Raw genomic sequence first — 22790 nt, forward strand, 5'->3', positions numbered from 1 at the left:
GATAAGTTGCTTTTAATAATTCGATCAGGAAGTCTTGCTCTTGGTTAGCAGCTTCGTTTGGCATAGCTAAATCCCTGACAATATACATTTAAGTTTAGTATTCCCAAGTTTTCATGCTATCTAACAATTAAAGTGGCGTAATCCAATAAGTAATGCCCTGGACAACTTGTTTCTTAAAACCAAACAGAGGTAAATTATCTTCAGTTAAACCTACATAAGTCCAATGTGGAACATCATTTTGTACAGTTTGAAACCAACCATTTTGATTAAGAGCTTTTCTTTGTTCTTTACTACTTACGCGTAAATCAATTGCTAATCCCCAAAGATGCTGTGAAGTTCCAGGAGGTGCAACTAAACCGAGAACTTTTGTTTCTTTGCCCTGTTGAACTTTTGCCAAAATTTGATTATTAGCATATTTGTGCCAAAATCTTAAATTCGTATTAAAAGTGCGAGTACAATCACCAGAACCATAACCAGATTTTAGTGGTATCTGTTGCTGGATTCGCGCTTTATTTAAAGCATCAGCCGCCGATTTTTGTAAATAGCAATCCCTAGTGCCATTAACATGAGCCATTATTAAAGTACCTTGAAACTCTTGGGTTTCTTGCTCATTAGCAAAAATATTTTTTTGCGGTAGTTTAATTTCGACATTTTGATTTACAAAGACTGCGCCATAAGCTCGCAGCAAAATATATTCATAAGTACCAGGCTGGGGAACTGTGAGTAATTTTCTAGCGATCGCAGATAAGAAACGCTGTTGAGCATTTAATTTTGGATCGGGAACAAACGGTTCTGATGTCGTCTTTTTAAAGATATCTGTACAAGGTAACGAATCAGTACTCAAGCATCCGTTTGATGGTTGAGCGGTTATAGCAACTTTGTGATGGGTAATCTCATTACTAGCTACTATTACAAAAATCATCAAAATAACTATACTGATGAAAGTTGCCTTTTTGATATCTCTAGTAATATTTTTTCTCTTCGTAATGGTGAGCTTCATTTGTAACTAGTTGCTAAATTGATTTAAAAATACAATTAATAAACTTCTGTAAAACATTTATTACTAATAAAATAAAAACAAAAATTCTTTATTGAAATGAAACTATAGGTTCACATATCTAATATTTACCAGCAATAAATGACATAAGTGCTAATGGTTAAATATGTGAACAATACTTGTGATAAACAATCCGGAAAGTTGTCACAAATTTTAAAAACATTATATTTTTGACTTCTTGCTCAAGTAAAAAAAAGAAACTTGTCTTTAATTTAGTACTAGTAAATTTGATAACTTTTTTATCAGAAAGTTACATCCCTGAAACCACTGGAACAGTTAAAATTGAAAAGAACTCTCAGCTTGCTGATCCTGTAAGTATGACCATGCACAATTCCGTTGAATTCCAAGACGCTTTTGATGTCATAGTCGTCGGTGCAGGTCACTCCGGTTGCGAAGCAGCTCTCGCCTCTGCACGCCTCGGTTGTCGTACCCTGCTATTGACGCTCAACTTGGATAGAATCGCTTGGCAACCTTGTAATCCAGCAGTGGGTGGCCCGGCGAAATCTCAGTTGACTCATGAGGTAGATGCACTCGGCGGAGAAATTGGTAAAGTAGCAGACCGCACCTACCTACAAAAACGTATCCTCAACTCTTCACGGGGGCCTGCTGTTTGGGCATTACGCGCTCAGACAGACAAGCGCGAATATGCAGCAGTGATGAAGAATATTGTCGAGAACCAAGAAAACTTGACAATCCGCGAAAGTATGACAACAGACTTAGTGCTGGGCGCTAACGGTGAAGTTATTGGCGTTGAAACTTATTTTGGTGTCGGGTTCCAGTGTAAAGCAGTCATTTTGACAACTGGCACTTTCTTGGGAGGTAAAATTTGGGTTGGTAACAAATCAATGCCAGCCGGACGCGCTGGGGAATTTGCGGCTGAAGGATTGACACAAACCCTAAATCGCCTGGGATTTGAAACTGGAAGACTTAAAACAGGAACTCCAGCCCGGGTAGACAAGCGATCGGTAGATTATAGTAAAATGCTCATCCAGCCAGGGGATGAAGATATACGCTGGTTTAGCTTTGACCCAGAGGCATGGGTAAAACGGGAACAAATGCCTTGCTACATTACCCGCACAACTGCCGAAACCCATCGCCTAATTCAAGAAAATTTGCACCTGTCGCCAGTTTATGGCGGTTGGGTGGAAGCAAAAGGGCCGCGTTATTGTCCCAGTATTGAAGATAAAATTGTCCGCTTTGCCGATAAGGAAAGCCACCAAATATTTATTGAACCAGAAGGAAGGGATATACCTGAACTTTATATCCAAGGGTTTTCTACAGGGTTGCCAGAAAATTTGCAACTGCAAATGTTACGGACTCTCCCAGGTTTGGAAAAATGTGTGATGCTGCGTCCGGCCTATGCTGTGGAATATGACTATTTACCAGCAACTCAGTGTTACCCCACACTGATGACTAAGAAGATTGCTGGATTGTTTTGTGCTGGGCAGATTAACGGCACCACAGGTTATGAAGAAGCCGCAGCTCAAGGGCTAGTGGCGGGAATTAACGCCGCCCGATTTGTTCGCTCTCAGGAAATGATTGTCTTTGCCCGCGAGCAAAGTTACATTGGGACGCTAGTTGATGACTTGTGTACAAAAGACCTGCGCGAACCTTACCGGATGCTCACCAGTAGGTCTGAGTACCGATTGATATTGCGTTCTGACAATGCCGACCAACGCTTGACACCCTTGGGACGGGAAATTGGTTTAATTGACGATCGCCGTTGGGATTTATTTACCCAAAAGCAAGCAAATATTACCACAGAAAAGCAAAGATTGCAAGCCACACGAGTCAAAGAACATGATGAAATAGGAATAGCGATCGCATCTAATACTCAGCAATTAATTAAAGGTTCAATTACCCTCAACGACTTGCTGCGCCGTCCCGGATTCCATTACGTTGACCTCGACAGGTTCGCCCTTGGAAACGCCAACCTCAACCGCGCTGAGAAAGAAGGCGCAGAAATTGACATCAAGTATTCTGGCTATCTCGCTAGACAACAAAATCAGATTGACCAAATTGCCCGCCAAGCGCACCGCCAGTTACCTGCGGATTTGGATTACAAAACAATTGATACCCTATCCAAAGAAGCACGGGAAAAGCTAACTCACGTAAAACCACTCACTCTTGGTCAAGCTGCACGTATTGGTGGTGTAAACCCAGCCGATGTTAACGCATTATTATTATATTTAGAATTACGTAGAACCAAGAGCCAGCCGGAGTTTCCAGCATTAGCTTAACACAAACTTGATAAAGACTGAGTATAGTAGTAGTGAGGGAGATTGGTATGATAGATGACATAACTATATAGTAGTGGCATCATCAACCAATCCCCAGATTAAAGTTGACTTTAATACCAACGCTTAACCAACTCGTCTCAATCAGACGGCAGATTGGATATTTTATCTGTAATCCTAATTCCCAGGCAGTAGGCGCGGCGTTTCCTCGTCCTAGCAACAAAGATAGAAAGTCTATGTTACAAGAAGCCAGCACCCGTCTCATAGTACCGGAACCATCAGAAGACTTAATCGCCAACGAGCCTTGGTCGATAGAAAACTATGCTGATGGTTTAATGGATGAACTCTTTGCCGATATCGACTCGATTCTGGATGTTAGTAGTAATCTGCTTTCTCAAACCGTTAGGCACAGTAGGCAGAAGAAATCGAACCAGTTTGTTGCTGGAGTTTCTCCCCAAGCTCAACGCCAGTCACCTCCAGAAAATGTGGTGCAAACTGTTATGACGATGCCACCGATTATCTTACCAAACACAGTAAACCAACCATTGCAGTCAGTTACTCAAGATAACCACAAACACTTGAGTACCTTTGTATTTGACACCGCCGCCGTAAAAAGAGTTAGTAGAAAGCGTCAGAAAAGTAGTCATAATTTGGGCAAACTGCTGATGGTGGGAACAACTTTAGGCGTGGCGATCGCTGGTACTATTTACTTGGTACAGTCTGGAGTCGTATATCCTTTCAATACCAACTTGACCCAGCCAGCTGTTCTAGGGCCGCAACCGCAGTCACAATTGCCAACAAAAGTAGAAATTGAGGCAGATTTAGTTGACTACATGCTCCAATCGCTGGCAGTTATAGATAAGCAAGAAACAACACCCAATCAAAAATCTACCATACGTGGATTTTCCAATCAGGCAAATACTAACCAAATAGCCCTTAATAACAGGCAAACAACTGCTAATTTACCATCACTGCCACTTCTAGCTAACAACACACCACCAGCCCCCAACCGTTCTGGAAGCGTTGTTGAGCGCATCTATGTTCCCGTTTATCAAGCGCCGTCGCCAATGCGCTACGCACTACCGGCTATTCCTGGTAGTCCTACACTTTTACCACGAGTTGCGAGTGCGTTACAAGAATCTCAACCGAATGTTGTGAAAAGTGCCCTGAATACGGTGCGACAAGCTGCCAAACCTGTAACTGTCAACATGTTAGCTGCGGCTGTAAGAGCCGAACTTAAACCTGTAGCTGCGAAAACTGCACCGATTACCGTGCGGCAAACACCCAGCCCTCTGCCTGCATTACCAGTAGTTCCATTACGCGCAGCCCTTGCGCCAGAGTCAGAACCAACTATTACCCAAGAACAAGTATATCCGGCAGTTGCGATCGCAGATGCTCCGAGTAATACCTTAGAAGGATTACTCGAGTTAGGCAACAAATCTGCCGCTTTATTTAAAATTGATGGCGTGACTCGCCGCATCAATATGGGTGAAAGTATCGGCGAAAGCGGTTGGACATTAGTCGATGTGAGTAATGGTGAAGCTGTTATCCGCCGTAATGGCGAAGTGCGATCAATTTACGCAGGGCAGAAATTATAATAACCTGTTTAAACCTCTCGAACTTCGCTTGATACACAACATTAGTCTGTATCATTATTTCTGAGGAAGCAAATCTTTATTTCCCTCTTGACGGCGAGTGCGAAAACCCTGTCTTCCATTAACTTGGTCAAAGAGGACATCGTATTTATCAAAAAATGCGATGCCAGTATTTACAAATATAGGAAGTTCTGCCTGTGGCGAGATACTTAAATTCCAGCGATTAAATCCGTCGCGGGTTCCTGGTGTCACGCTGTAATCAAAAATGCCATTAATTGCTACTTTCAAAGCATTTGTTGAGCGCAATATTCCTGGTTTGAGTTTACCTGCTGTGGAAGCTGACTTGAATTCAGTCAAAGCATTAATAGTTCCAGTATCAGTGACCATTGTACCATTACAAGAATTTTTAGCAGCACTTCCAGCAAGAGTTAAACAAACTTTGCTCAGTCGAGAGTCCCATCTGTTACCGGGTACACCATTAATTTCAGGTTGTTTACTCCAAGGAGCCATTTTGAAACCTGCTTGATTGTCAGCAGTTAAACCGAGAATTAGGCTGCCATTGTTGTTACTACCACCATTGCCAACTACGATAAATCCGTTACTCAGATTGCCTGGTAATTTTCTCAACGGATTATAGAGAAGTGACTTTTCAAAATAGTTAACACCGATAATACCAGAAAATGGCACACCACTCTTTGCTGAACAATTAGGCTTTTGAGCAGTACATTGGCGACTAGTAACAATCTGTACCGGAACGGGTTCTGCGGCGGGAAGCAAACCAAATCGGATATTAGTATAAACTAATTCTCCCTCCAGGATAGTACCATCACTTAATACCTCCTTGATATTTTGTCCCGTGCTGCGAATAGGGGCATTGCCTAAAAACTCTTTGGGAACTCGCAGCCCTGCTGACCCTGTATCTAATAAGATACGCCTTGGTTTACCACCTGCGATCGCCATTTCCAAAAAATAGCCACGAACACGTTGACCGAGGGAAGGTTTTGTGTATAAAGGTAGGGATATGGTATTAAAACTTGGCTTGCGGGGTGTATTTTGAGAGATGTCGCGTAACGCTGAATTGGGGAAAAGAGTTGCAAATGCTGACTGTCGTTGCGCTGCTGGTTCAGGCGCGATATCCCAAAGGCTTTCGTAATAGAAAAAGCCGATACCTAAACCGCGTTGTTGCGTTGCTTCTACCTGGGATTGGATTTGTGGTAAGGCAACTGGGCGATTTCGTAACCCCGCCATAATACCGATACCAGTTGGGATGACTTGTTTTGTTTCTAAAATTTCTGGGCGGTTAATTTGAGCGATAAAACTTTCTAAATCATTACGGTATACTTGCATAACCAACTCATCAACAATACCCAACCGTACCCAGTTGAGCCAGTCTTGCAGTTGTAGCTTATAGGCGAAATCATAATAATTAGGAGCAACTGAGAAAATAGCATTCGGTTTTCTAGCTTTCACAGTTTGGTAGAGGTCTACCATGAATGTGCTGATTTTATCTGCCCGCCATTTTATCCATGCTTGGGCTTGAGGATTAGGCGGGGGAGGATTGCCAGTTTCTTGGGTGTATAGACTAATTGTGTATTTATCGTAACCAAAATCCACAGGTAAACTCGTATGGTCGTCAAATTGAACGCCATCAGCATCGTATTGAGTAATGACTTCCATCACGAGTTCAGTGATAAACTTTTGCACTTCCGGGTGAAACGGATTCAACCACGCTACTTCACCCGCAGCACTAATTGAAGTTTGAGTTCCATCTCGCTTTTGTGTCAGCCAATCTGGATGCTGGGATGCAAGTTCCGAACTGAGGGGAACCATGAAACCAAATTCAAACCAGGGTATTGCTAGTAGCCCTTCTCTGCGGGCTTGGCTGATAATGTCTGCAATCACATCTTGTCCATCTGTTCCCTTGAAGAAGAAGGGAATACCCATTTTTTGCATGATGGCACTGGGGTAATGTGTATAGCCATCGTTCCACACTACTGGATAAACAGTGTTAAAGTTTAACTGCCGCAGTTGGCTCATGGCTGCTTGTACCTTTGAGCGATTTCTGAAAACGCTAAAATCGTTACCACTCAGCCACACTCCCCGAATTTCTTGACGAGGTTGAGGAGGTAGTTGGGCAACAGCAGGGGCAAAAGTGTTGAGTAGTAATGCCGCAACGAATGATATTAGACATAATAATGGCAGCAGACGCTTCTTTAAAAGCCACCAACCTTGATGAATGAGGCGACTAGGCGCAATACCAGACGCTTTGCGTAGCTTGCTGCGACATAAGAGTAAGCCTCTACGCACAAGCTTAAATAGTAAGTTAGTTAAAGTAGCATTAATTTCTATGCTTTTTTCCCAGAACTGAGTTGCCATTACTTCTGCTTACTAAATGAGGTTAATTGGTTATGCTTCATTCCATATCAACATTAAATTGCTGCACCAGGAAAACTGATACAGTAATTTAGCTGCAAGATAGTTGACGCAGTTATCGGGTTAGTAGTGCCAAGTATAAATGTTTCAAATGTAACCTGTAATATATTTTTGCTGCTCTCATACCAGTTTTAAAAATGATTGTGACAGATGGACAGAGAAAACCCACATACACTAAGCGGTTTCCAATCCAAAATCCAAAATCCAAAATGGTATCACACCTATGCCTGGTAGATTTTTTGCATAGTACCATTCCTCTTATTGGAATTAAGTCACAATGATAATAGACAATCATAGAGGATGCTGTTATGTTTCGTCTAACTCAAACTGTTCGGAACTTGTTTATTCGGATTCAAGGCTTGTTTGGTGTTTTATTCCAAAGTATTTCCAATTTGTTCGGAAATTTCTTTGGTTTTTTTGCCAACTTGTTTGGATTCAATAGCTCTGGTTATTTCTTGGAATCTGATCAGCAGCAAGGTATAAAACAAGCTTCTGCAAAAGAGCAAATTGAAACGAATCAGGATAACACTCCGAAAATTTCCGCCACTACTACCCGCCGTCGTCCTAATGCCAAAATTGACGACTACTTCCTCAATATGGCTCGTGATGTGAAAAAGAACTAACAAAAGCCATCAATTATAGGGTGATCTTAGTAATGCGTTAGCGTACCACTCCGTGGAAGCATGCTACGCAAAGCGTCTCGTAGAGAAGCTTACCATAGGTATCGCTATCGCTCTTAAATCGAAAAAAATAACCTAAGCTTTCTGTTGCTTATCGCTTCAGCATTACGGCGATTAGGCTTCAGAATTTTTATTTGACTTTTTTTACTTTTTGTAATTTCCATTTTTAGGTGCGATGTCTACGACGGGCTACGCCTACGCACTGTAAAGAAAAGGTAGAGCTACCAATTAATTAGTGTTAAAATTGTTACCTTCGCAAACTCTTGATCGGCAGTTACCAAACTTGCTGAATTTTGGATCGCCATTGCTGCAATAATTGCATCTGGTAGTTTCAACCGATATTGCTGGCGAATTTCAATGATTTTCTTAATCAAAACAGCATCACTCGCTACTAAATTGACAACCTCAACTCGTTGCAAAAACTGCTCAAAAAGCTGACGATCCTCTTGACTTAGCCCTGAAAACGCGAGAAATTCAATTTTGCTAATAACTGAAACTCCAATCCAATCAGCACCTTGGAGTAATTGAATAAGTTGAGAATTTCCTTGAAGCAAAGCTACTATCGCATTCGTATCCAACACGTAGCGATTACCATTCATCGCGTAGATTCCTCTGCATTGCTACCGCATCTCCCCTCCAACTTAATCGCCCCACCAAATCAGAGAAATCATAACTAGGTTGTTGCTTTTCCTCTGACGAAACTGGATTCAAAACAACTACAATGTCCACTTCAACCGCCGCTAACTGCGTTGGAATATTAAGATTTAAATATCCTGATTCATCGATTTTAGTTGTAAGTTTTAAAACTTCCATTGCCAAATAATTAGTAAACCTCATCTTATTCTAAATTTTGTAGAGCAAACGTAGTCTCCCTTTGGAAGAAGACTGCACTAACTCACTACGAACTTGCTTATTCATCAATTAAAATTTGACACGCCCTAGAAACTAAGCACAATTCTAATCACTTTGTGCCTAGTTCTCTCATTTCTTGGTGGCTTATGAGCATAGTATCAGTTTTCTCAAAAACTTCCGCCTACACTGCTGATAGTGTGAGGGCGTTTTTCTGGAAAATTATCCAGCTAAAATTAACAAATTTGTATGTGCGTAGGCGTAGCCCAAACCAGCCATCGCATCTTTAATAATAACTATATCCAGCTTGAGGCTGGACAATAGTTAGAGATATTTTTGAGATTGAATGTTTACTTGATTTTCAACTTACTAAATCAACTAAGGCGTTGCTCTGAAAGCGCACTATAGATGAAACTGAGCAACCCCGATAATTCTCAGAGGTAAATACTGATAGTGTGATATTAGCTTGACCGGGATCTAAAATGCGTTTTACCTTGCAGGTTTGCATTTTGTTATTGCAGTAAGCAATAATGCGATCGCCAGCCTTGACTTCCAACGCTTGAATTTTCAATTAATACCAACCTTGCCAGGAATTTGCTTCGTTAAAGAAAAATATATTGTTATATTTCACTTTCCTTAACAATAGCAATGTTTCTTTAAGTATAACACAAAAATTAAAGTTTTTCATTGTATCAATTTAATCTTGATAATGTCAAGTTTATTTATCCTCAAAACACTATCTAAATGCTAGATTTTCACAAAATAAGGATAAAATCCCGACCTTCGCGCAGTTTCTAGGCCGGAAGCCTCATCTGAAAAATCCAGATGGCGGGAAACCTCCGCTTTAATTTCTCTGGAGCTAATTTTTTCGAGTCTAGATTTTTTCCTTCTATGTTTTTGTTACAATCGATGAAATTTTTACATAAAAATACCACTATGGCTTTATATGCTGAATTACATAGACATCTGGGCGGCTCGGTCGTACCAAGAGTTCTATGGCGATATTTTGAGCGACATTCTTCAGAGTTGATTTCCCGTTTTGCTGACTATTCACAATTTGAAGATTTTTACACCCGTCCACGCAACACCCTGGATGAGTATCTAGAATTACACACCCTGGTAGAAAGTGTGCAAACTGTTGAGACTTTGCCTTACTTTATCTATCGGTTGGTGCGGGGTGCTTATATTTTTGAAAATTTGGCTTATCTGGAGCTGCGCTACACTCCCTATTTGCGGACACCTGAGCATCTGAGTCAATCAGAAAGAATTGACAAGATGGCAGAAATTGTGCAAGTAGTAGGGCTTGCTAGCCACCAACCAGAATATCCGATTGTTACTAGCCAAATTCTTTGTATGCACACGCGTTTACCTTATGAGGTGAACAAGGCGATTGTTGATTTGGCAGCGCAAAATAAGCAATATGTCTGTGCAGTAGATGTAGCGGGGGGTGATAGCTATTATGCCGATCGCTTAGAAGAATGGATTAGCTTATATGATTATGCGCGATCGCAGGGCGTTAACACTACCGGACATCTATATGAAACCACTGCTGGCTGTTACCCTGAACTGTTACCCTATCTCATGCGAATCGGTCACGGCATCCAAATTCCGCTACTGTATCCAGAGTTACTTAATGATGTAGCTAAACGCGGACAGTGTTTAGAGGTTTGCCCCACAACTTACCTGAAAACTGGTACTTTGCAGGATATCCGTCAACTCAAATTAGTTTTTGACCGTTGTTTTGAAGCTGGGGTAGATATTGCTATCTGTACTGATAATGCTGGATTGCACAATGTGCGTCTACCGTTTGAGTATGAGAATCTCTTGACTTACAACATTATCAGTTTTGCACAACTACAAGCTTGTCAGGATGCAGCTTTCCGTCATGCTTTTGCTTGGCCTTACAGTCAACGTCCCGCATCTCTGTTGAATGGCTTACTGAAACCTGAACTACCTAAAGTTTTGGCAACAAGGGATAATAATTAACTACACCTAGAGGCAGGAGGTAGGGCGAGGGAAAGTCGTACTGAATTCCAGAAATTGGATAATTTATTTTTTGGAGTTCCCTAAGCAGAAAGTCAGATAATTTAATGTTAGTTAATGTTGCATTCAGGTGTTTTTTTCATGCTGTAAAGAAAGCTGTAATGCACAGTAGATATCTTGCAAAAGTCAATTGTTTAGGGATTAAACCACAGACGCACGCAGATAATTTATCGGTGTTTATCTGTGGTTTCCTTTTCGCTAAGTTAGATTTTTTCTACAAGTCTAATGTGCAGTACAAAAAAGCAGCAATTATGCAATATATAGACTTGGATTGATATACCTGGGTTAAGCTTAAGCGGCAACACCTTCTGTAGCACCACCGACTGAAATCCAAGCTGCAAGACCACCTTGGATTTCCACTACCTTAGGACTTACGCAAAAATTGCTAAAAAGCTTAATTTCTCGAACCGCCAAGACGCCAAGAGCGCCGAGAATTCGTAGAGTGTGCGTAAGTCCTATACCTCAACAAACCCTTCTCCTCTGAGAATTTGTGCAGCCTGGGTTGATTGTTCGTCACTGTCGCCATAAATATAAATATGGCGTTCTTTATGTAGAGCAGATTTGGCTCTAGATGCCAAATCATTTAATGGGATGGGTATTGCTCCACTGATCCGACCGTTATTGTAGGTGTGGCGATGCCTAACGGCGGGCTGCGCCTACGCGCACATCAACAATTGTAAAACCTGGTTGACCCCATTGCAGGCGGGTCTTTAACTCATGGACATTAGCAACTGAATTATTACTCATAAGTTTTTTGGCTTATCACCTCACAAGCAATTTATCAAAAATCCCCGTTTAATTGAGTTTTCTTTACAATTAATAAAAATTTCTCGTGAATTCGCCTTCTTATCTCCTCTACTTACCTTGCACCCAGAAGCTATAAACTATAATTTATGGCATCTACTATTCAAGCTCTACCAACAGAAGTCGTATATCTCATTACAGCTGGTGAGGTAATAGACTGTTTCGCGTCCGTGGTGCGGGAATTGGTAGAAAATTCCCTAGACGCAGGTGCAACGCGCATTGTGGTTTCTTTATGGCCGCAGCAATGGCGAATTCGTGTTGCAGATAATGGTTGTGGAATGAACCTAGATGATTTGCAACAAGCAGCGACAGCTCATAGCACTAGTAAAATTCGCTCTAGTGCCGATTTATGGAAAATTAACAGTTTAGGATTTCGTGGTGAGGCGTTACATAGCTTAACCACTCTGGCAGATTTAGAAATTTTGAGTCGTCCTGTGAGTGGAAAATTAGGATGGCGAATTAGCTATGGCAATGGCGGGGAAGTTGTGCAAGTTGAAGTAACTGCGATCGCACCTGGTACAGTGGTGACAGTTTCTCATCTTTTCGGTAATTGTTCATCTCGTCGTCAGGGATTGCCCACAGCAGCACAGCAAATGAAAGCCGTGCAAGCCACAATTCACCAAATCGCCCTGTGTCATCCCCACGTCACCTGGCAGATTTGGCAAAATGATCGTCAATGGTTCACTATCTCTCCAGCCGCGACAACTGGGCAACTGCTACCGCAGATTTTACCGCAAGTGCGACAAGGTGATTTACAAGAAGTCAAACTCGAAATACCCAACCCTCCCAACTCTTGTACAGACGCGATTAATCGCGTCTCTACTCCTAACTCCTGTACAGACGCGATCAATAGCGTCTCTACTCCTAACTCCTGTACAGACGCGATCAATCGCGTCTCTCCCCACTCCTCACTCACTTTAGTGGTAGGATTACCCGATCGCTGTCATCGTCATCGTCCAGATTGGGTACGTGTAGCTATCAACAGACGCATGATTAAGACACCGGAACTAGAGCAAACAATATTATCAGCATTTCACAGAACATTACCACGCGATCGCTATCCAATTTGTTTCTTACATCTTGCTATTTCCCCCGATCAAATTAACTGGAATCGCAATCCAGCAAAAACAGAAATTTACCTCAACGAAATCATTTATTGGCAAGAGCAAATTACCCAAGCAATTAACCAAGCACTCAGCATCTCTTCTAGCAATCTCAAAGAAGCTATCCACACAACACGAGTTAGTAAATTACTCAAAGCCGCAGAAGCAAAAGGCAGCTACAATTTCAATTCTCAAAATCCTAACGAAAATCCCAACCCTTGTACAGACGCGATTAATCGCGTCTCTCCTAACTCTTTAAAAGCTGTTGCTCAAGTTAGCAACACCTATATTGTGGCGGAACATCCAGGTGGTATGTGGTTAGTGGAACAGCACATTGCCCATGAGCGAGTTTTGTATGAGCAATTGTGTAATGATTGGCAACTTGTCCCCGTCGAACCGCCAATCATTCTTTATCAATTGTCACCAGCGCAAGTATCGCAACTGCAACGCATCGGTTTAGAAATAGAACCCTTTGGCGAACAACTTTGGGTAGTGCGAAACATCCCTGCACCTTTGCAGCAGCGAGACGATTGTGCAGAAGCAATTTTAGAACTTAGTTGGGGAGGCGACTTACAAACAGCCCAAGTAGCCGTTGCCTGTCGCAGTGCTATTCGTAATGGTACACCCATGAACCAACAAGAAATGCAGACACTTTTAGATAATTGGCAACGCACTCGCAACCCTCGCACCTGTCCCCACGGACGCCCAATTTATCTATCCTTAGAAGAATCAGCTTTAGCCCGGTTTTTCCGGCGGAATTGGGTAGTTGGTAAAAGTCATGGAATTTGATGTTTTCAGTAAGACTTTTTGGCATTGCTGATTCCTTGTATGAAAATGATTTTGCATAATACTAAAATCCTTGTAGAGACGTAGCAGTGCTACGTCTCTACATCCAGATTCATACTTCAATTCAGCAACGCCGACTTTTTTACCTAATTTCTGTGTTGGGAAAGAGGTTAATAGATGATAAAGGGGAATTTAGCTTACTCTAGACTCCAACCCAGCACTCTTGCTACTTCAGTGGCTAATTCTAGAGGATTGAATGGTTTAGCGATCGCACTGATCATTCCCATCTGGGTATAGCGACGGCGATCGGAAGCCTGGATTTTGGCAGTTAACAAAATCACCGGAATAGTTTTGGTTAACGGATTAGCTTGTAACTTTTCAAAGGTAGCGATACCATCCATCCCTGGCATCATCACATCTAGTAAAATTGCATCTGGTTGGTAAGTCTCGGCTTTTACTATGCCCTCTTGACCAGAACTCGCTGTCTCAACTTTCCAGCCTGCAACTGTTTCCAAGCAAATCTTAGCAACTTCTTGAATATACTGCTCGTTATCAACCACTAGAATTTGCTTTGTTGTCATTACTGCCATCCTCTTGTTGGTTTAGGGTAATTCGCTGAAGTAACTCCATCATGCGTTGTTCAAATTCTTCGTTAGTCACACGCTCTTTAGTCAAAAATTCTGTATCTGGACTTAATTGGCTATTTGTAGTTTGCTCATAACGACTATAAATTAAAGGAATGTTGGAATCTTCTAAATCAGCATTTTGAAAAGTCCCAAACAAAGGTAGAGTGACATAAAAAGTGCTACCTTCGCCTAATACACTTTCAGCCCAGATGCGTCCGCCGTGCTGTTGCATAATGCTCTTACAAATTGCCAAACCTAAACCAGTACCATCATGGTTGCGTGAATCTGAGGAGTCAACTTGTTGAAAGCGCTCAAAGATACTCTCAAGTTTGTCAGATGGGATACCGCGTCCGGTGTCTTTGACTGTCAACACAACTTCATTCTTTTGTTGTTGCACCCCCAACCAAACCGTAGATCCAGCAGACGAAAACTTAATGGCATTACTCAGTAGATTGGTCAAAGTTTGGACAATGCGATCGCAATCTGCCAATACTTGACCGGATAAGGCAGAAATGGATAGCGTCACTCCAGCTTTGTCAGCTAGAGGCTGCATGACATTTACTGCTTGAGTAATCAGATCAACGATATTGCAGATTTCTGGTTCCATTTTCGCTTTACCCGACTCGATCCGCTCGATGTCTAGGATGTCGTTGATTAAGCGTACCAGACGTTCGGTGCTTTCAGTAGCAATTTGCAGCAAACGTTTTCCCTGCTCTGAGTCTGTCGGTAGCAAACCACTGGTTAGCATTCCTAGAGAGCCATGAATTGAGGTTAAAGGAGTGCGGAGTTCATGACTAACAACAGAGACGAATTCATCTTTCATCCGTTCAATTTGCTTACGCTCTGTGACATCTCGCAATATAACTGTATAAAATATTTCCTTGCCCATATCAATTTTAGAGATGGAAGCCTCTGCTGGAAATTCAGTGCCATCTTTGCGACGACCATAGATTTCACGCCGTTCTCCCATTCTGCGGGCAATATTGGGAGATTGACCAAAGTCAACCACATGTTGACGATGCATTTGTAAAAAGCGCTGCGGTAAGAGTAAATTAAGACCCTGGCCAATCACTTCCTGGGCAGAGTAGCCGAAAATTTTCTCTGCTCCTTGATTAAACAAGGTGATGGTTTGGAATCCGTTGATGGAAATAATTGCATCATCAGCAATATCTAAAATCCGCGCAAATCGGGCTTCAGAAAATCGTAGTTCTTCCTGTGTTCGCTGACGTTCATCTAGTTGTGACTGTAACTGTCGATTCACGTTAATTAACTCAGCAGTGCGCTCTGCTACTCTCAGTTCCAGTTCGTTGATAGCTTGTAAATTTAGAGATGAGGGAGATGAGGGAGATGAGGGAGATGAGGAAGATGAGGAAGATGAGGAAGAATTTACTTCTCTATCTCCCCCTGCTCTCCTTACTCCCCCTGCTCTCCTTACTCCCCTGCCCCCCTGCACCATACGTTGCCGCAATTTTATTCGTTCTAGGCGATTGACGATTCGGGTAACTAGTTCTGGCCCGACAATTGGCTTGCTTACAAAGTCATCAGCACCAACGCTAAACACCTGATTTACCATATTCGCATCGCTATGTACAGTGAGGAATAAGATAGGTAACTCACCCCAGCGCGAATCGTTGCGTACCAATTGGCAAAGTTCTATACCATTTTTATAGGGTAATTCCACATCTAGAATTAGCATATCTGGCGCAACTTCTTCTAAAGTACTCCAGAAATGAAGCGGGTCTTCAAGAGCGATCGCTTTGAATCCCCAAGGACTAAGTAAGGTTTGTAACAATGCTTGAATTTGCGGATCATCATCTACAACCAATATTTTAGTTTCTGCGTGGGGGCCATTTTGCGGCGATTGAGTTACTGTTTTTAATACCTGTGGTGTTCGTGAGCGAGATATTGCTGCTGTGTCGTTACCTTCAATTTCCCGACGCAATAACTTTACCCAACTTTCAAGGTTGCTAATTTCAGATTTACTCAACCTTTTACCAGAACTCAGTAGCAATTCGATATTGCGTGCCAATTTTGAGCCAAGAGGCAACCCAAAAGTACCTAAAGATCCTGCTAAAGTATGCGCCTCTTTGGCTGCAAGTGAGAGCAATTCGAGATTTAAACTATTTTGATTTAAAGTTGCGATCGCTTGCTCTATTACCTTTACCTGCTCATCTACCCGTCCTTGAAATCGTTGCCAAATTTCCGCAACTGCCATTAGTGCTTGCTGCTGTGATTTCAGATTTGGAACCGGGGATTTTGCATAATTCCCTACTCCCTGCTCCCTACTCCCTATTCCCTCCCCCAGTTGTTTCAGACGATAGCCGATACCATAAACTGTTTCAACCAAATCATTGGGCGCTCCTACAGCTTTGAGTTTGTGTCGTAACCCTTTGATATGAGTGCGAACAGCTTCTTCTTGTGGAGTATCTTCATAAGACCAAAGATGTTCTAAAATCATGTCGCAGCTAAACACCCGGTGATTATTCCGCAAGAATAGTTCTAACAGAGCAAACTCTTTTGGAGTAAGTGGCAGCAGCTTGCCAGCATAAGTCACTTCACAGCTACTAGGGTCTAGCCGCAACTGAGCATACTCCAGCACAGGTTGTGAGCTTACAACTTTGCGACGCAACAGCGCCCTAATCCGAGCAACTAACTCCTCTTGATTAAAGGGTTTAACTACATAGTCATCTGCCCCTGCATCTAACCCGATTGCTTTATCATGGCTACTATCGCGCCCTGTCAATAATAATATTGGCATTTGCAGACCACTAGACCGGATTTGACGGCAAAGACTAATGCCATCCAGTTTGGGTAACATTACATCCAGGAGGATTAAATCATAATCGTAAGTTTGAATAAGATCCCAAGCTGCATCTCCATCAGTGGCAACTTCAACCGCATAGTTTTGGTTAGTCAAAACGGCGGTGAGTGAGTATGCATTTAACTCGTCATCCTCTACAACTAAAATTTTCATGTTAAAAGCTTTCCAAGTTAAAATGGATACAACAGATAACAAGCAATAAACTTAAATTGCAAAATTAATTACAGTGCTTTTGAAGTAATTAAACCACACCATTCCCTACTAGTTACATCCTCTAACTGAGTAATGATCTTTCAAGCCATAAAACTCTCAATACGCTACAACAGAAAAAATCCTCTGTTAAACCTGTGAAAAAACGAGTAACTCTTACCTTCCCAAAACGCGCCGTACAAATGCCAGTCACTTACGTACTGGCCAAAGAGTTTAACGTTGCCGCTAATATTATCCGTGCCCAAGTTGCTCCAAATCAAATTGGCAAACTGGTAGTAGAACTATCGGGAGATATCGATCAATTAGATGCGGCGATTGAGTGGATGCGATCGCGCCATGTTAATGTTTCTCATACCTTAGGCGAAATTGCGATCGACGAGGATGTGTGTGTCCACTGTGGCTTGTGTACTGGGGTTTGTCCTACTGAAGCCCTCACCCTCCACCCAGAGACATACAAACTCACATTCACGCGATCGCGTTGTATCGTCTGTGAACAGTGTATCCCCACTTGTCCTGTACAAGCAATCTCCACTAACCTTTAACAATCCAAAATCCAAAATCTAAAATCCAAAATTCATATTATCCCAGCTTAAACACATCCGCTATTACACCACTATCACCCACCAGTCTAGTTGTTGCTGGAGAGTCATAAACTTTAGACTTCTTGCATAAGTCGGGAAAAGGTAAAGGGGGAAGGGGAAAAAATTCTGTATTGTCCCCTTCCCCTTTAACCTTTACCCTTTTTCCCCTCTTGCAAAAAGCACTTTTGCAAGAGGTCTTTTGGTCAGCCTTTTAAAGTTTTGTGCATCGGTTTTATCAGGTTTTGGTTTTTTGCGTTTATAACTTAATCTGTGTAAGCAAGTCCTTCTATATCAATTTCTTGGTCTTCTGGCGCAGGTAAATTGATAAATTCTGCTACCCTAAATTGTTGATGATCTGTAAACTTATCAGTATCAACCAAAGAGAGACGTTCAATAGTTGAGGTTTCATCTGACCCCAACCATAAATATTTATCGTGTGTTAAGAGCAGCGCAGATAAGTCTTCTCTATGTTCTTTAAAGTTATCTACAAAAGTTAAGAAAACTTGATTGAGCAAATTTGAGTTTGACATTTTTTGATTTCAAAAAGATTAATGATGTTATCATAATAGATAATTTAATATCATGTTAAATATTTGTAAAAGCTATCGTATATATGAAATCGTTAGGATAAATCTGCTCTTTAGTCCTTTGATAGATATTGGATATTTCTTAAAGAGGATGCAAGTATTAATGCTTATTAGCATACTTGATAATACTGATTGAATAAAAAATATAAAAACTAGATACAAATTTTTAACTAATGTTATTATTCAATAACCTCATGAGGTAATCTCATTTAAGATCAATTATGAAACTAGCCACACAAACCACGGTAAAAACTCTAGGGGACTACGCCTACCAAGCGATTGAAAAGCACTTTAAGAAAACCTTGAAGTGGGAAAAATCAGTAAAGAAAGATGAAGATCCAGAAGCGTTGCACCAGATGCGAGTGGGAATGCGTCGCTTACGAACAACTGTAACTAGCTTTGGGCTAGCAGTGGATCTGCCAAAACCAGTTAACGATAAAAATATTGGTAAAATAGCCCGTCGTCTTGGTAGTCTGAGAGATTTAGACGTACTTAAAGAAAGTTTGGAAAACAATTACAAACCAAACTTACCCAGCAAAGAGCAAGAATCTCTAAAAACAGCTTTCAAAGCTTTAGCTAAACAACGTGAAGATGTAGAATCAAGCGTACAAAAAACGTTAAAAGATGAATCTTACAAGTCTCTAAAAGATGCATTAGATAAGTGGTTAGAGAAACCTAGTTATCAACCTTTGGCATCTTTTACTATTCAGCAGGTACTACCAGATTTACTCTTACCAGAAGTGAGTAATTTTTTACTGCATCCGGCTTGGCTAGTTGGCACTGAATTTGTAGAATCAGAAGTGATAATCCAGAAGAATTGGAAACCAGAAAAGATAGAAAAACAATTGACAACAGAAGGTGAAATTATTCACAGTTTGCGAAAAGAAGCAAAACGTCTACGCTACCAGATGGAGTTATTTACTGACTTATATGGCGAGTCTTACACAGCTTATCTTACAGAAGTGAAAAATATCCAAGAAATTTTGGGTACGATGCAAGATAGTGCTGTCTTAACTGACTGGCTTACAGATGTCTTCAAGTCAGAAATTGAGACTGAACTCCCTACCCTTGCTGCTTTGTTAACTGAAAATCGCTACCAGTCGTGGCAGAAGTGGCAACCCTTACAAGAACGGTATCTGAAAGCTGAAACTAAGCATAGCTTTCATTTAACAATACTACACCCGCTTTCTGGAGTAATAGGTTAAAAGTTGCTTTTTATTGGGAAAGGATTGGACTAACGAGTAAACAATTAAATAGGAGCTAGCAACAAAAGATCAACCCTGTTATGAGAATCTGAACGATATGGGTATTTTCGGCAGAATCCAAGCCTTAAATTAATCTAATAGTGATTTCTAGCATTGCTCGCCGCTCAGTTAGACCGAAGACGCTTTGGCTGAAAAAGCCCCAGGTGTTTCCACCAATCCTGCCTTAAACAGAGCCATCGACAATGGCTCTGTTACTAGTTCGCATCTAGTTACTGTTAGTGCCGGGAGGACGAAGGGGAAATCACCCTACTCTTATTTGTAGCAGCGATCGCACAGGCATTTTTCGCTCTGGCGGTGAAAAACCAGATGTTACCAACACTCCAACTCCTTGCTTTGACTTGCTAGAATTTAGCGAATTAAATTTAGCAATACCTTGCAATGCCAATGCATCGAGATGCAATGTTAATGCGTCGCCCTGCAATGCCAATGCATCGAGATGCAATGTTAATGCATCGCCCTGCAATGCCAATGCATCGAGATGCAATGTTAATGCATCGCCCTGCAATGCCAATGCATCGCCCTGCAATATTAATGCGTTCGTCTGCATTAAAAACGCTACGCTTTTACCGAGCTATCCGCGCCGAAAAAGCCCCTAAATTTATTTATGGGGTTCAAAATTATTCACTTTTGACTTTTGACTTCCCCAAAGGGGCTACCATGCCATCCGATAATTTAGAGATTAATGAAACGACTGCGGCACAATTTGCTCAATTGGTGCTGGATTGTATCGGGCGGGAATATCCTAACAGTGGTCTGTATTGGGCTGATAGCGACGAGGATATAAAACCACCGCGTCAATTGACTCCTGCATTTTATGGCTGCTTAGATTGGCATTCAGCCGTACATGGTCACTGGTTGCTGGTACGTCTGATGCGTCACTTTCCTGAAGCCTCTTTCAATGCAGCCTCAAAGCAAGCACTTGAGCAAAGCCTAACACCTGAGAAGATTCAAGGAGAAATTGGCCATTTTCAACGGCTACCGTTTTTTGAATTTCCTTATGGTGTGGCATGGTTTGTGCAACTGGCTGCGGAACTTCACGAGTGGAATCATCCTCAAGCGAAACAATGGCGGATTATATTGGAACCGCTAGAAAAGTTGATTGCAGGTAACTTACAGCGCTGGATTGACGGACTGAAACTCCCAAATCGCACAGGGATGCATAGCCAAACAGCTTTTGCACTTGGTTTGATGCTAGATTGGGCACGGATTACCGAAAATGCTGAGTTTATTCAGTTAGTAGAGAATAAGGCACGGCAATTTTATCTTAGCGATCGCAATTATTCCTTACAATTTGAACCGCTTGGCTACGATTTTCTCTCTCCTGGTCTTGCTGAAGCAGACCTGATGCGGCGAGTTCTGCCAACAACAGCTTTCGGTGACTGGCTGACGGATTTTCTTCCACAAATACCGATTGAGAATTCAGTAAATTGGTTACAACCACCCGGTGTAGATAATCCTCAAGATTATATGCAAGCTCACTTTTATGGTCTTAATCTTAGTCGTGCTTGGATGCTTGAGGGTATCATATCTGGATTGGCAAATAGCGATCGCCGCATCGAAACACTCCGCTCTACTGCCCTTGTGCATCGTCAGCATGGATTAGCAGATATTGTCAGTGAACATTATGCATCTAGTCACTGGGTAGGTACTTTTGCTGTTTACCTCCTAACAAATCGTGGATTGCAAAGGCAAACTATCTAATCCCCATGCCCAATGCCCCATGCCCCATGCCCAATCCCCAATGCCCCAATCATTAAAATATGCCAAGCAAATATGCCTTAGCTGACTGAGACTGTCACGATCATAGAGTAAAGAGTAAAAGGCAATCTATTTTGACTTTTAACTTTCTCCTTTTGTTCAACTTTCCACAAGGGTAGGTTTAATCTTGACTAAATTGAAGGTTGGTATCAATGGCTTCGGTCGAATCGGGCGACTTGTGCTTCGCGCTGGCATCGATAACCCCAACATTGAATTTATAGGTATCAACGATCTAGTACCACCAGATAACCTCGCTTACCTATTAAAGTACGACTCAACCCACGGCAAATTAAAGCACAAAGTTGAAGCCAAGGAAGATGGTATCCTCATTGACGGGCACTTCATTCCTTGCGTGTCGGTGAGGAACCCAGCAGAGTTACCTTGGGGAAAATTAGGTGCAGATTATGTAGTGGAAGCTACCGGACTTTTCACTGACCACGAAGGAGCCGCAAACCACCTGAAAGCAGGTGCAAAGCGAGTAGTAATTTCCGCTCCCACCAAAGATCCAGATAGAGTTACCACCCTGTTAATGGGTGTCAATCATCACCTATTTGATCCCAGCAAGGATATTATTGTCTCCAATGCTAGCTGCACTACAAACTGTCTAGCTCCCATAGCTAAGGTCATCAATGACAACTTTGGGTTAACTGAAGGGTTAATGACTACAGTTCATGCCATGACTGCTACCCAACCAACTGTAGACGGGCCCAGTAAGAAAGACTGGCGGGGTGGTCGAGGTGCAAGCCAGAATATTATTCCTTCCTCCACAGGCGCAGCTAAAGCTGTAGCGTTGGTTTTACCAGAATTGAAGGGCAAGTTAACTGGTATGGCATTACGAGTTCCGACTCCTGATGTCTCTGTAGTTGATTTAACTTTCAAAACTGCCAAAGCCACCAGTTACAAAGAAATCTGTGCTGCCATGAAGGAAGCTGCCAGAGGTTCTCTGGCAGGTATTTTGGGTTACACAGATGAAGAAGTAGTTTCCACAGATTTTCAAGGTGATACCCATTCTAGTATCTTCGACGCAGGTGCTGGGATTGAGTTGAATTCTAACTTCTTTAAAGTAATTGCCTGGTATGACAACGAGTGGGGCTACTCGAATCGCGTGATTGACCTGATGTTGTCTATGTCACATAAGGAAAAACTCGCACCGACAGCTGCTGTGGTTTGATTAAAAATTGGGAATTGGGCATAGGGCATTGGGCATGGAGGACAGAAAGGAAAGACTTGCTGCAACTTCTTCCTTGCTCCACTCCCTATTCCCCACTCCCCAATCTCCAGTACTCAATTTGGGATTTGGGTCAAATGGTAAATACCGCGAAAACAAAACGCCATTTAATATTTTTACTTAGGAA

19 protein-coding genes and 1 pseudogene are annotated in these 22790 nt (G+C 41.9%); 9 read left to right on the plus strand and 11 right to left on the minus strand.

Annotated elements, in window-relative coordinates:
- Positions 1 to 127: 127 nt before the first annotated feature.
- Positions 128 to 1000: a D-alanyl-D-alanine carboxypeptidase family protein gene (locus tag CDC33_RS18830; protein ID WP_109009773.1), complete on the minus strand. Its 873-nt coding sequence runs from the start codon at positions 998 to 1000 to the stop codon at positions 128 to 130.
- Positions 1001 to 1374: 374 nt separating this feature from the next.
- On the opposite strand from CDC33_RS18830, the gene mnmG reads away from it, so the two are divergent.
- Entirely contained in the window at positions 1375 to 3297 is a 1923-nt protein-coding gene (gene mnmG, locus CDC33_RS18835; RefSeq protein WP_109012628.1) for a tRNA uridine-5-carboxymethylaminomethyl(34) synthesis enzyme MnmG, read from the plus strand.
- A 233-nt stretch (positions 3298 to 3530) separates the two neighbouring features.
- Positions 3531 to 4892 carry a hypothetical protein gene (locus tag CDC33_RS18840; protein WP_109009774.1) on the plus strand — a complete coding sequence of 454 codons (1362 nt, stop codon included), beginning with the start codon at positions 3531 to 3533 and terminating at the stop codon, positions 4890 to 4892.
- A 54-nt stretch (positions 4893 to 4946) separates the two neighbouring features.
- Here CDC33_RS18840 and CDC33_RS18845 read toward each other — a convergent pair whose 3' ends face one another.
- A complete protein-coding gene (locus CDC33_RS18845) occupies positions 4947 to 7265 on the minus strand; it encodes a glycoside hydrolase family 10-like protein (RefSeq protein ID WP_109009775.1) in 2319 nt (772 codons plus the stop codon).
- A 365-nt stretch (positions 7266 to 7630) separates the two neighbouring features.
- On the opposite strand from CDC33_RS18845, the gene CDC33_RS18850 reads away from it, so the two are divergent.
- Positions 7631 to 7945 (plus strand): threonine dehydratase, encoded by a 315-nt coding sequence (locus CDC33_RS18850; RefSeq protein WP_109009776.1) that lies wholly within the window; start codon positions 7631 to 7633, stop codon positions 7943 to 7945.
- A 278-nt stretch (positions 7946 to 8223) separates the two neighbouring features.
- On the opposite strand, the gene CDC33_RS18855 is transcribed toward CDC33_RS18850, so the two are convergent.
- The 3 genes from CDC33_RS18855 to CDC33_RS18865 all read right to left on the minus strand — a co-directional run bounded on the left by CDC33_RS18855 (position 8224) and on the right by CDC33_RS18865 (position 9422).
- Positions 8224 to 8601, minus strand: a complete 378-nt coding sequence (locus tag CDC33_RS18855) for a type II toxin-antitoxin system VapC family toxin (RefSeq protein WP_109009777.1) — start codon at positions 8599 to 8601, stop codon at positions 8224 to 8226.
- Positions 8591 to 8839 carry a hypothetical protein gene (locus CDC33_RS18860; RefSeq protein ID WP_369694317.1) on the minus strand — a complete coding sequence of 83 codons (249 nt, stop codon included), beginning with the start codon at positions 8837 to 8839 and terminating at the stop codon, positions 8591 to 8593. The genes CDC33_RS18855 and CDC33_RS18860 overlap by 11 nt, the downstream gene beginning before the upstream one ends.
- A 373-nt stretch (positions 8840 to 9212) precedes the next feature.
- On the minus strand, positions 9213 to 9422 hold the full coding sequence (locus CDC33_RS18865) for a hypothetical protein (RefSeq protein ID WP_094352741.1): 210 nt from the start codon (positions 9420 to 9422) through the stop codon (positions 9213 to 9215).
- A 365-nt stretch (positions 9423 to 9787) separates the two neighbouring features.
- Between CDC33_RS18865 and CDC33_RS18870 the strand changes: the two genes are divergently transcribed.
- Positions 9788 to 10837, plus strand: a complete 1050-nt coding sequence (locus tag CDC33_RS18870) for an adenosine deaminase (protein WP_109012630.1) — start codon at positions 9788 to 9790, stop codon at positions 10835 to 10837.
- Between the two features lie 348 nt (positions 10838 to 11185).
- Here the strand turns inward: CDC33_RS18870 and CDC33_RS41310 are convergent, their stop codons facing one another.
- Entirely contained in the window at positions 11186 to 11308 is a 123-nt protein-coding gene (locus tag CDC33_RS41310; protein ID WP_280524421.1) for a hypothetical protein, read from the minus strand.
- A gap of 41 nt (positions 11309 to 11349) precedes the next feature.
- On the minus strand, positions 11350 to 11505 hold the full coding sequence (locus CDC33_RS40545) for a rhodanese-like domain-containing protein (protein ID WP_369694394.1): 156 nt from the start codon (positions 11503 to 11505) through the stop codon (positions 11350 to 11352).
- A gap of 282 nt (positions 11506 to 11787) precedes the next feature.
- On the opposite strand from CDC33_RS40545, the gene mutL reads away from it, so the two are divergent.
- Positions 11788 to 13590 carry a DNA mismatch repair endonuclease MutL gene (gene mutL, locus CDC33_RS18885; RefSeq protein ID WP_109009779.1) on the plus strand — a complete coding sequence of 601 codons (1803 nt, stop codon included), beginning with the start codon at positions 11788 to 11790 and terminating at the stop codon, positions 13588 to 13590.
- A gap of 194 nt (positions 13591 to 13784) precedes the next feature.
- On the opposite strand, the gene CDC33_RS18890 is transcribed toward mutL, so the two are convergent.
- On the minus strand, positions 13785 to 14168 hold the full coding sequence (locus CDC33_RS18890; protein WP_244919278.1) for a response regulator: 384 nt from the start codon (positions 14166 to 14168) through the stop codon (positions 13785 to 13787).
- Positions 14140 to 17187, minus strand: a complete 3048-nt coding sequence (locus CDC33_RS18895; protein ID WP_109009781.1) for a response regulator — start codon at positions 17185 to 17187, stop codon at positions 14140 to 14142. Before CDC33_RS18895 ends, CDC33_RS18890 begins: the two co-directional genes overlap by 29 nt.
- A 194-nt stretch (positions 17188 to 17381) precedes the next feature.
- Between CDC33_RS18895 and CDC33_RS18900 the strand changes: the two genes are divergently transcribed.
- Positions 17382 to 17786 carry an NIL domain-containing protein gene (locus tag CDC33_RS18900; protein ID WP_109009783.1) on the plus strand — a complete coding sequence of 135 codons (405 nt, stop codon included), beginning with the start codon at positions 17382 to 17384 and terminating at the stop codon, positions 17784 to 17786.
- Between the two features lie 237 nt (positions 17787 to 18023).
- On the opposite strand, the pseudogene CDC33_RS18905 reads toward CDC33_RS18900, so the two are convergent.
- Positions 18024 to 18355: pseudogene (locus CDC33_RS18905) on the minus strand (DUF3616 domain-containing protein); the annotation flags it as partial.
- A gap of 278 nt (positions 18356 to 18633) precedes the next feature.
- Between CDC33_RS18905 and CDC33_RS18910 the strand changes: the two are divergent.
- A complete protein-coding gene (locus CDC33_RS18910; protein ID WP_109009785.1) occupies positions 18634 to 19617 on the plus strand; it encodes a CHAD domain-containing protein in 984 nt (327 codons plus the stop codon).
- 301 nt (positions 19618 to 19918) lie between these two features.
- Here the strand turns inward: CDC33_RS18910 and CDC33_RS38895 are convergent, their stop codons facing one another.
- Positions 19919 to 20224 (minus strand): hypothetical protein, encoded by a 306-nt coding sequence (locus tag CDC33_RS38895; RefSeq protein WP_181374072.1) that lies wholly within the window; start codon positions 20222 to 20224, stop codon positions 19919 to 19921.
- Between the two features lie 110 nt (positions 20225 to 20334).
- On the opposite strand from CDC33_RS38895, the gene CDC33_RS18920 reads away from it, so the two are divergent.
- A complete protein-coding gene (locus tag CDC33_RS18920; RefSeq protein ID WP_109009788.1) occupies positions 20335 to 21378 on the plus strand; it encodes a DUF2891 domain-containing protein in 1044 nt (347 codons plus the stop codon).
- A gap of 184 nt (positions 21379 to 21562) precedes the next feature.
- Positions 21563 to 22606 carry a type I glyceraldehyde-3-phosphate dehydrogenase gene (gene gap / locus CDC33_RS18925; protein WP_109009790.1) on the plus strand — a complete coding sequence of 348 codons (1044 nt, stop codon included), beginning with the start codon at positions 21563 to 21565 and terminating at the stop codon, positions 22604 to 22606.
- Positions 22607 to 22790 lie beyond the last annotated feature (184 nt).

The sequence above is a fragment of the Nostoc commune NIES-4072 genome (assembly GCF_003113895.1).
Taxonomy (GTDB): domain Bacteria; phylum Cyanobacteriota; class Cyanobacteriia; order Cyanobacteriales; family Nostocaceae; genus Nostoc; species Nostoc commune.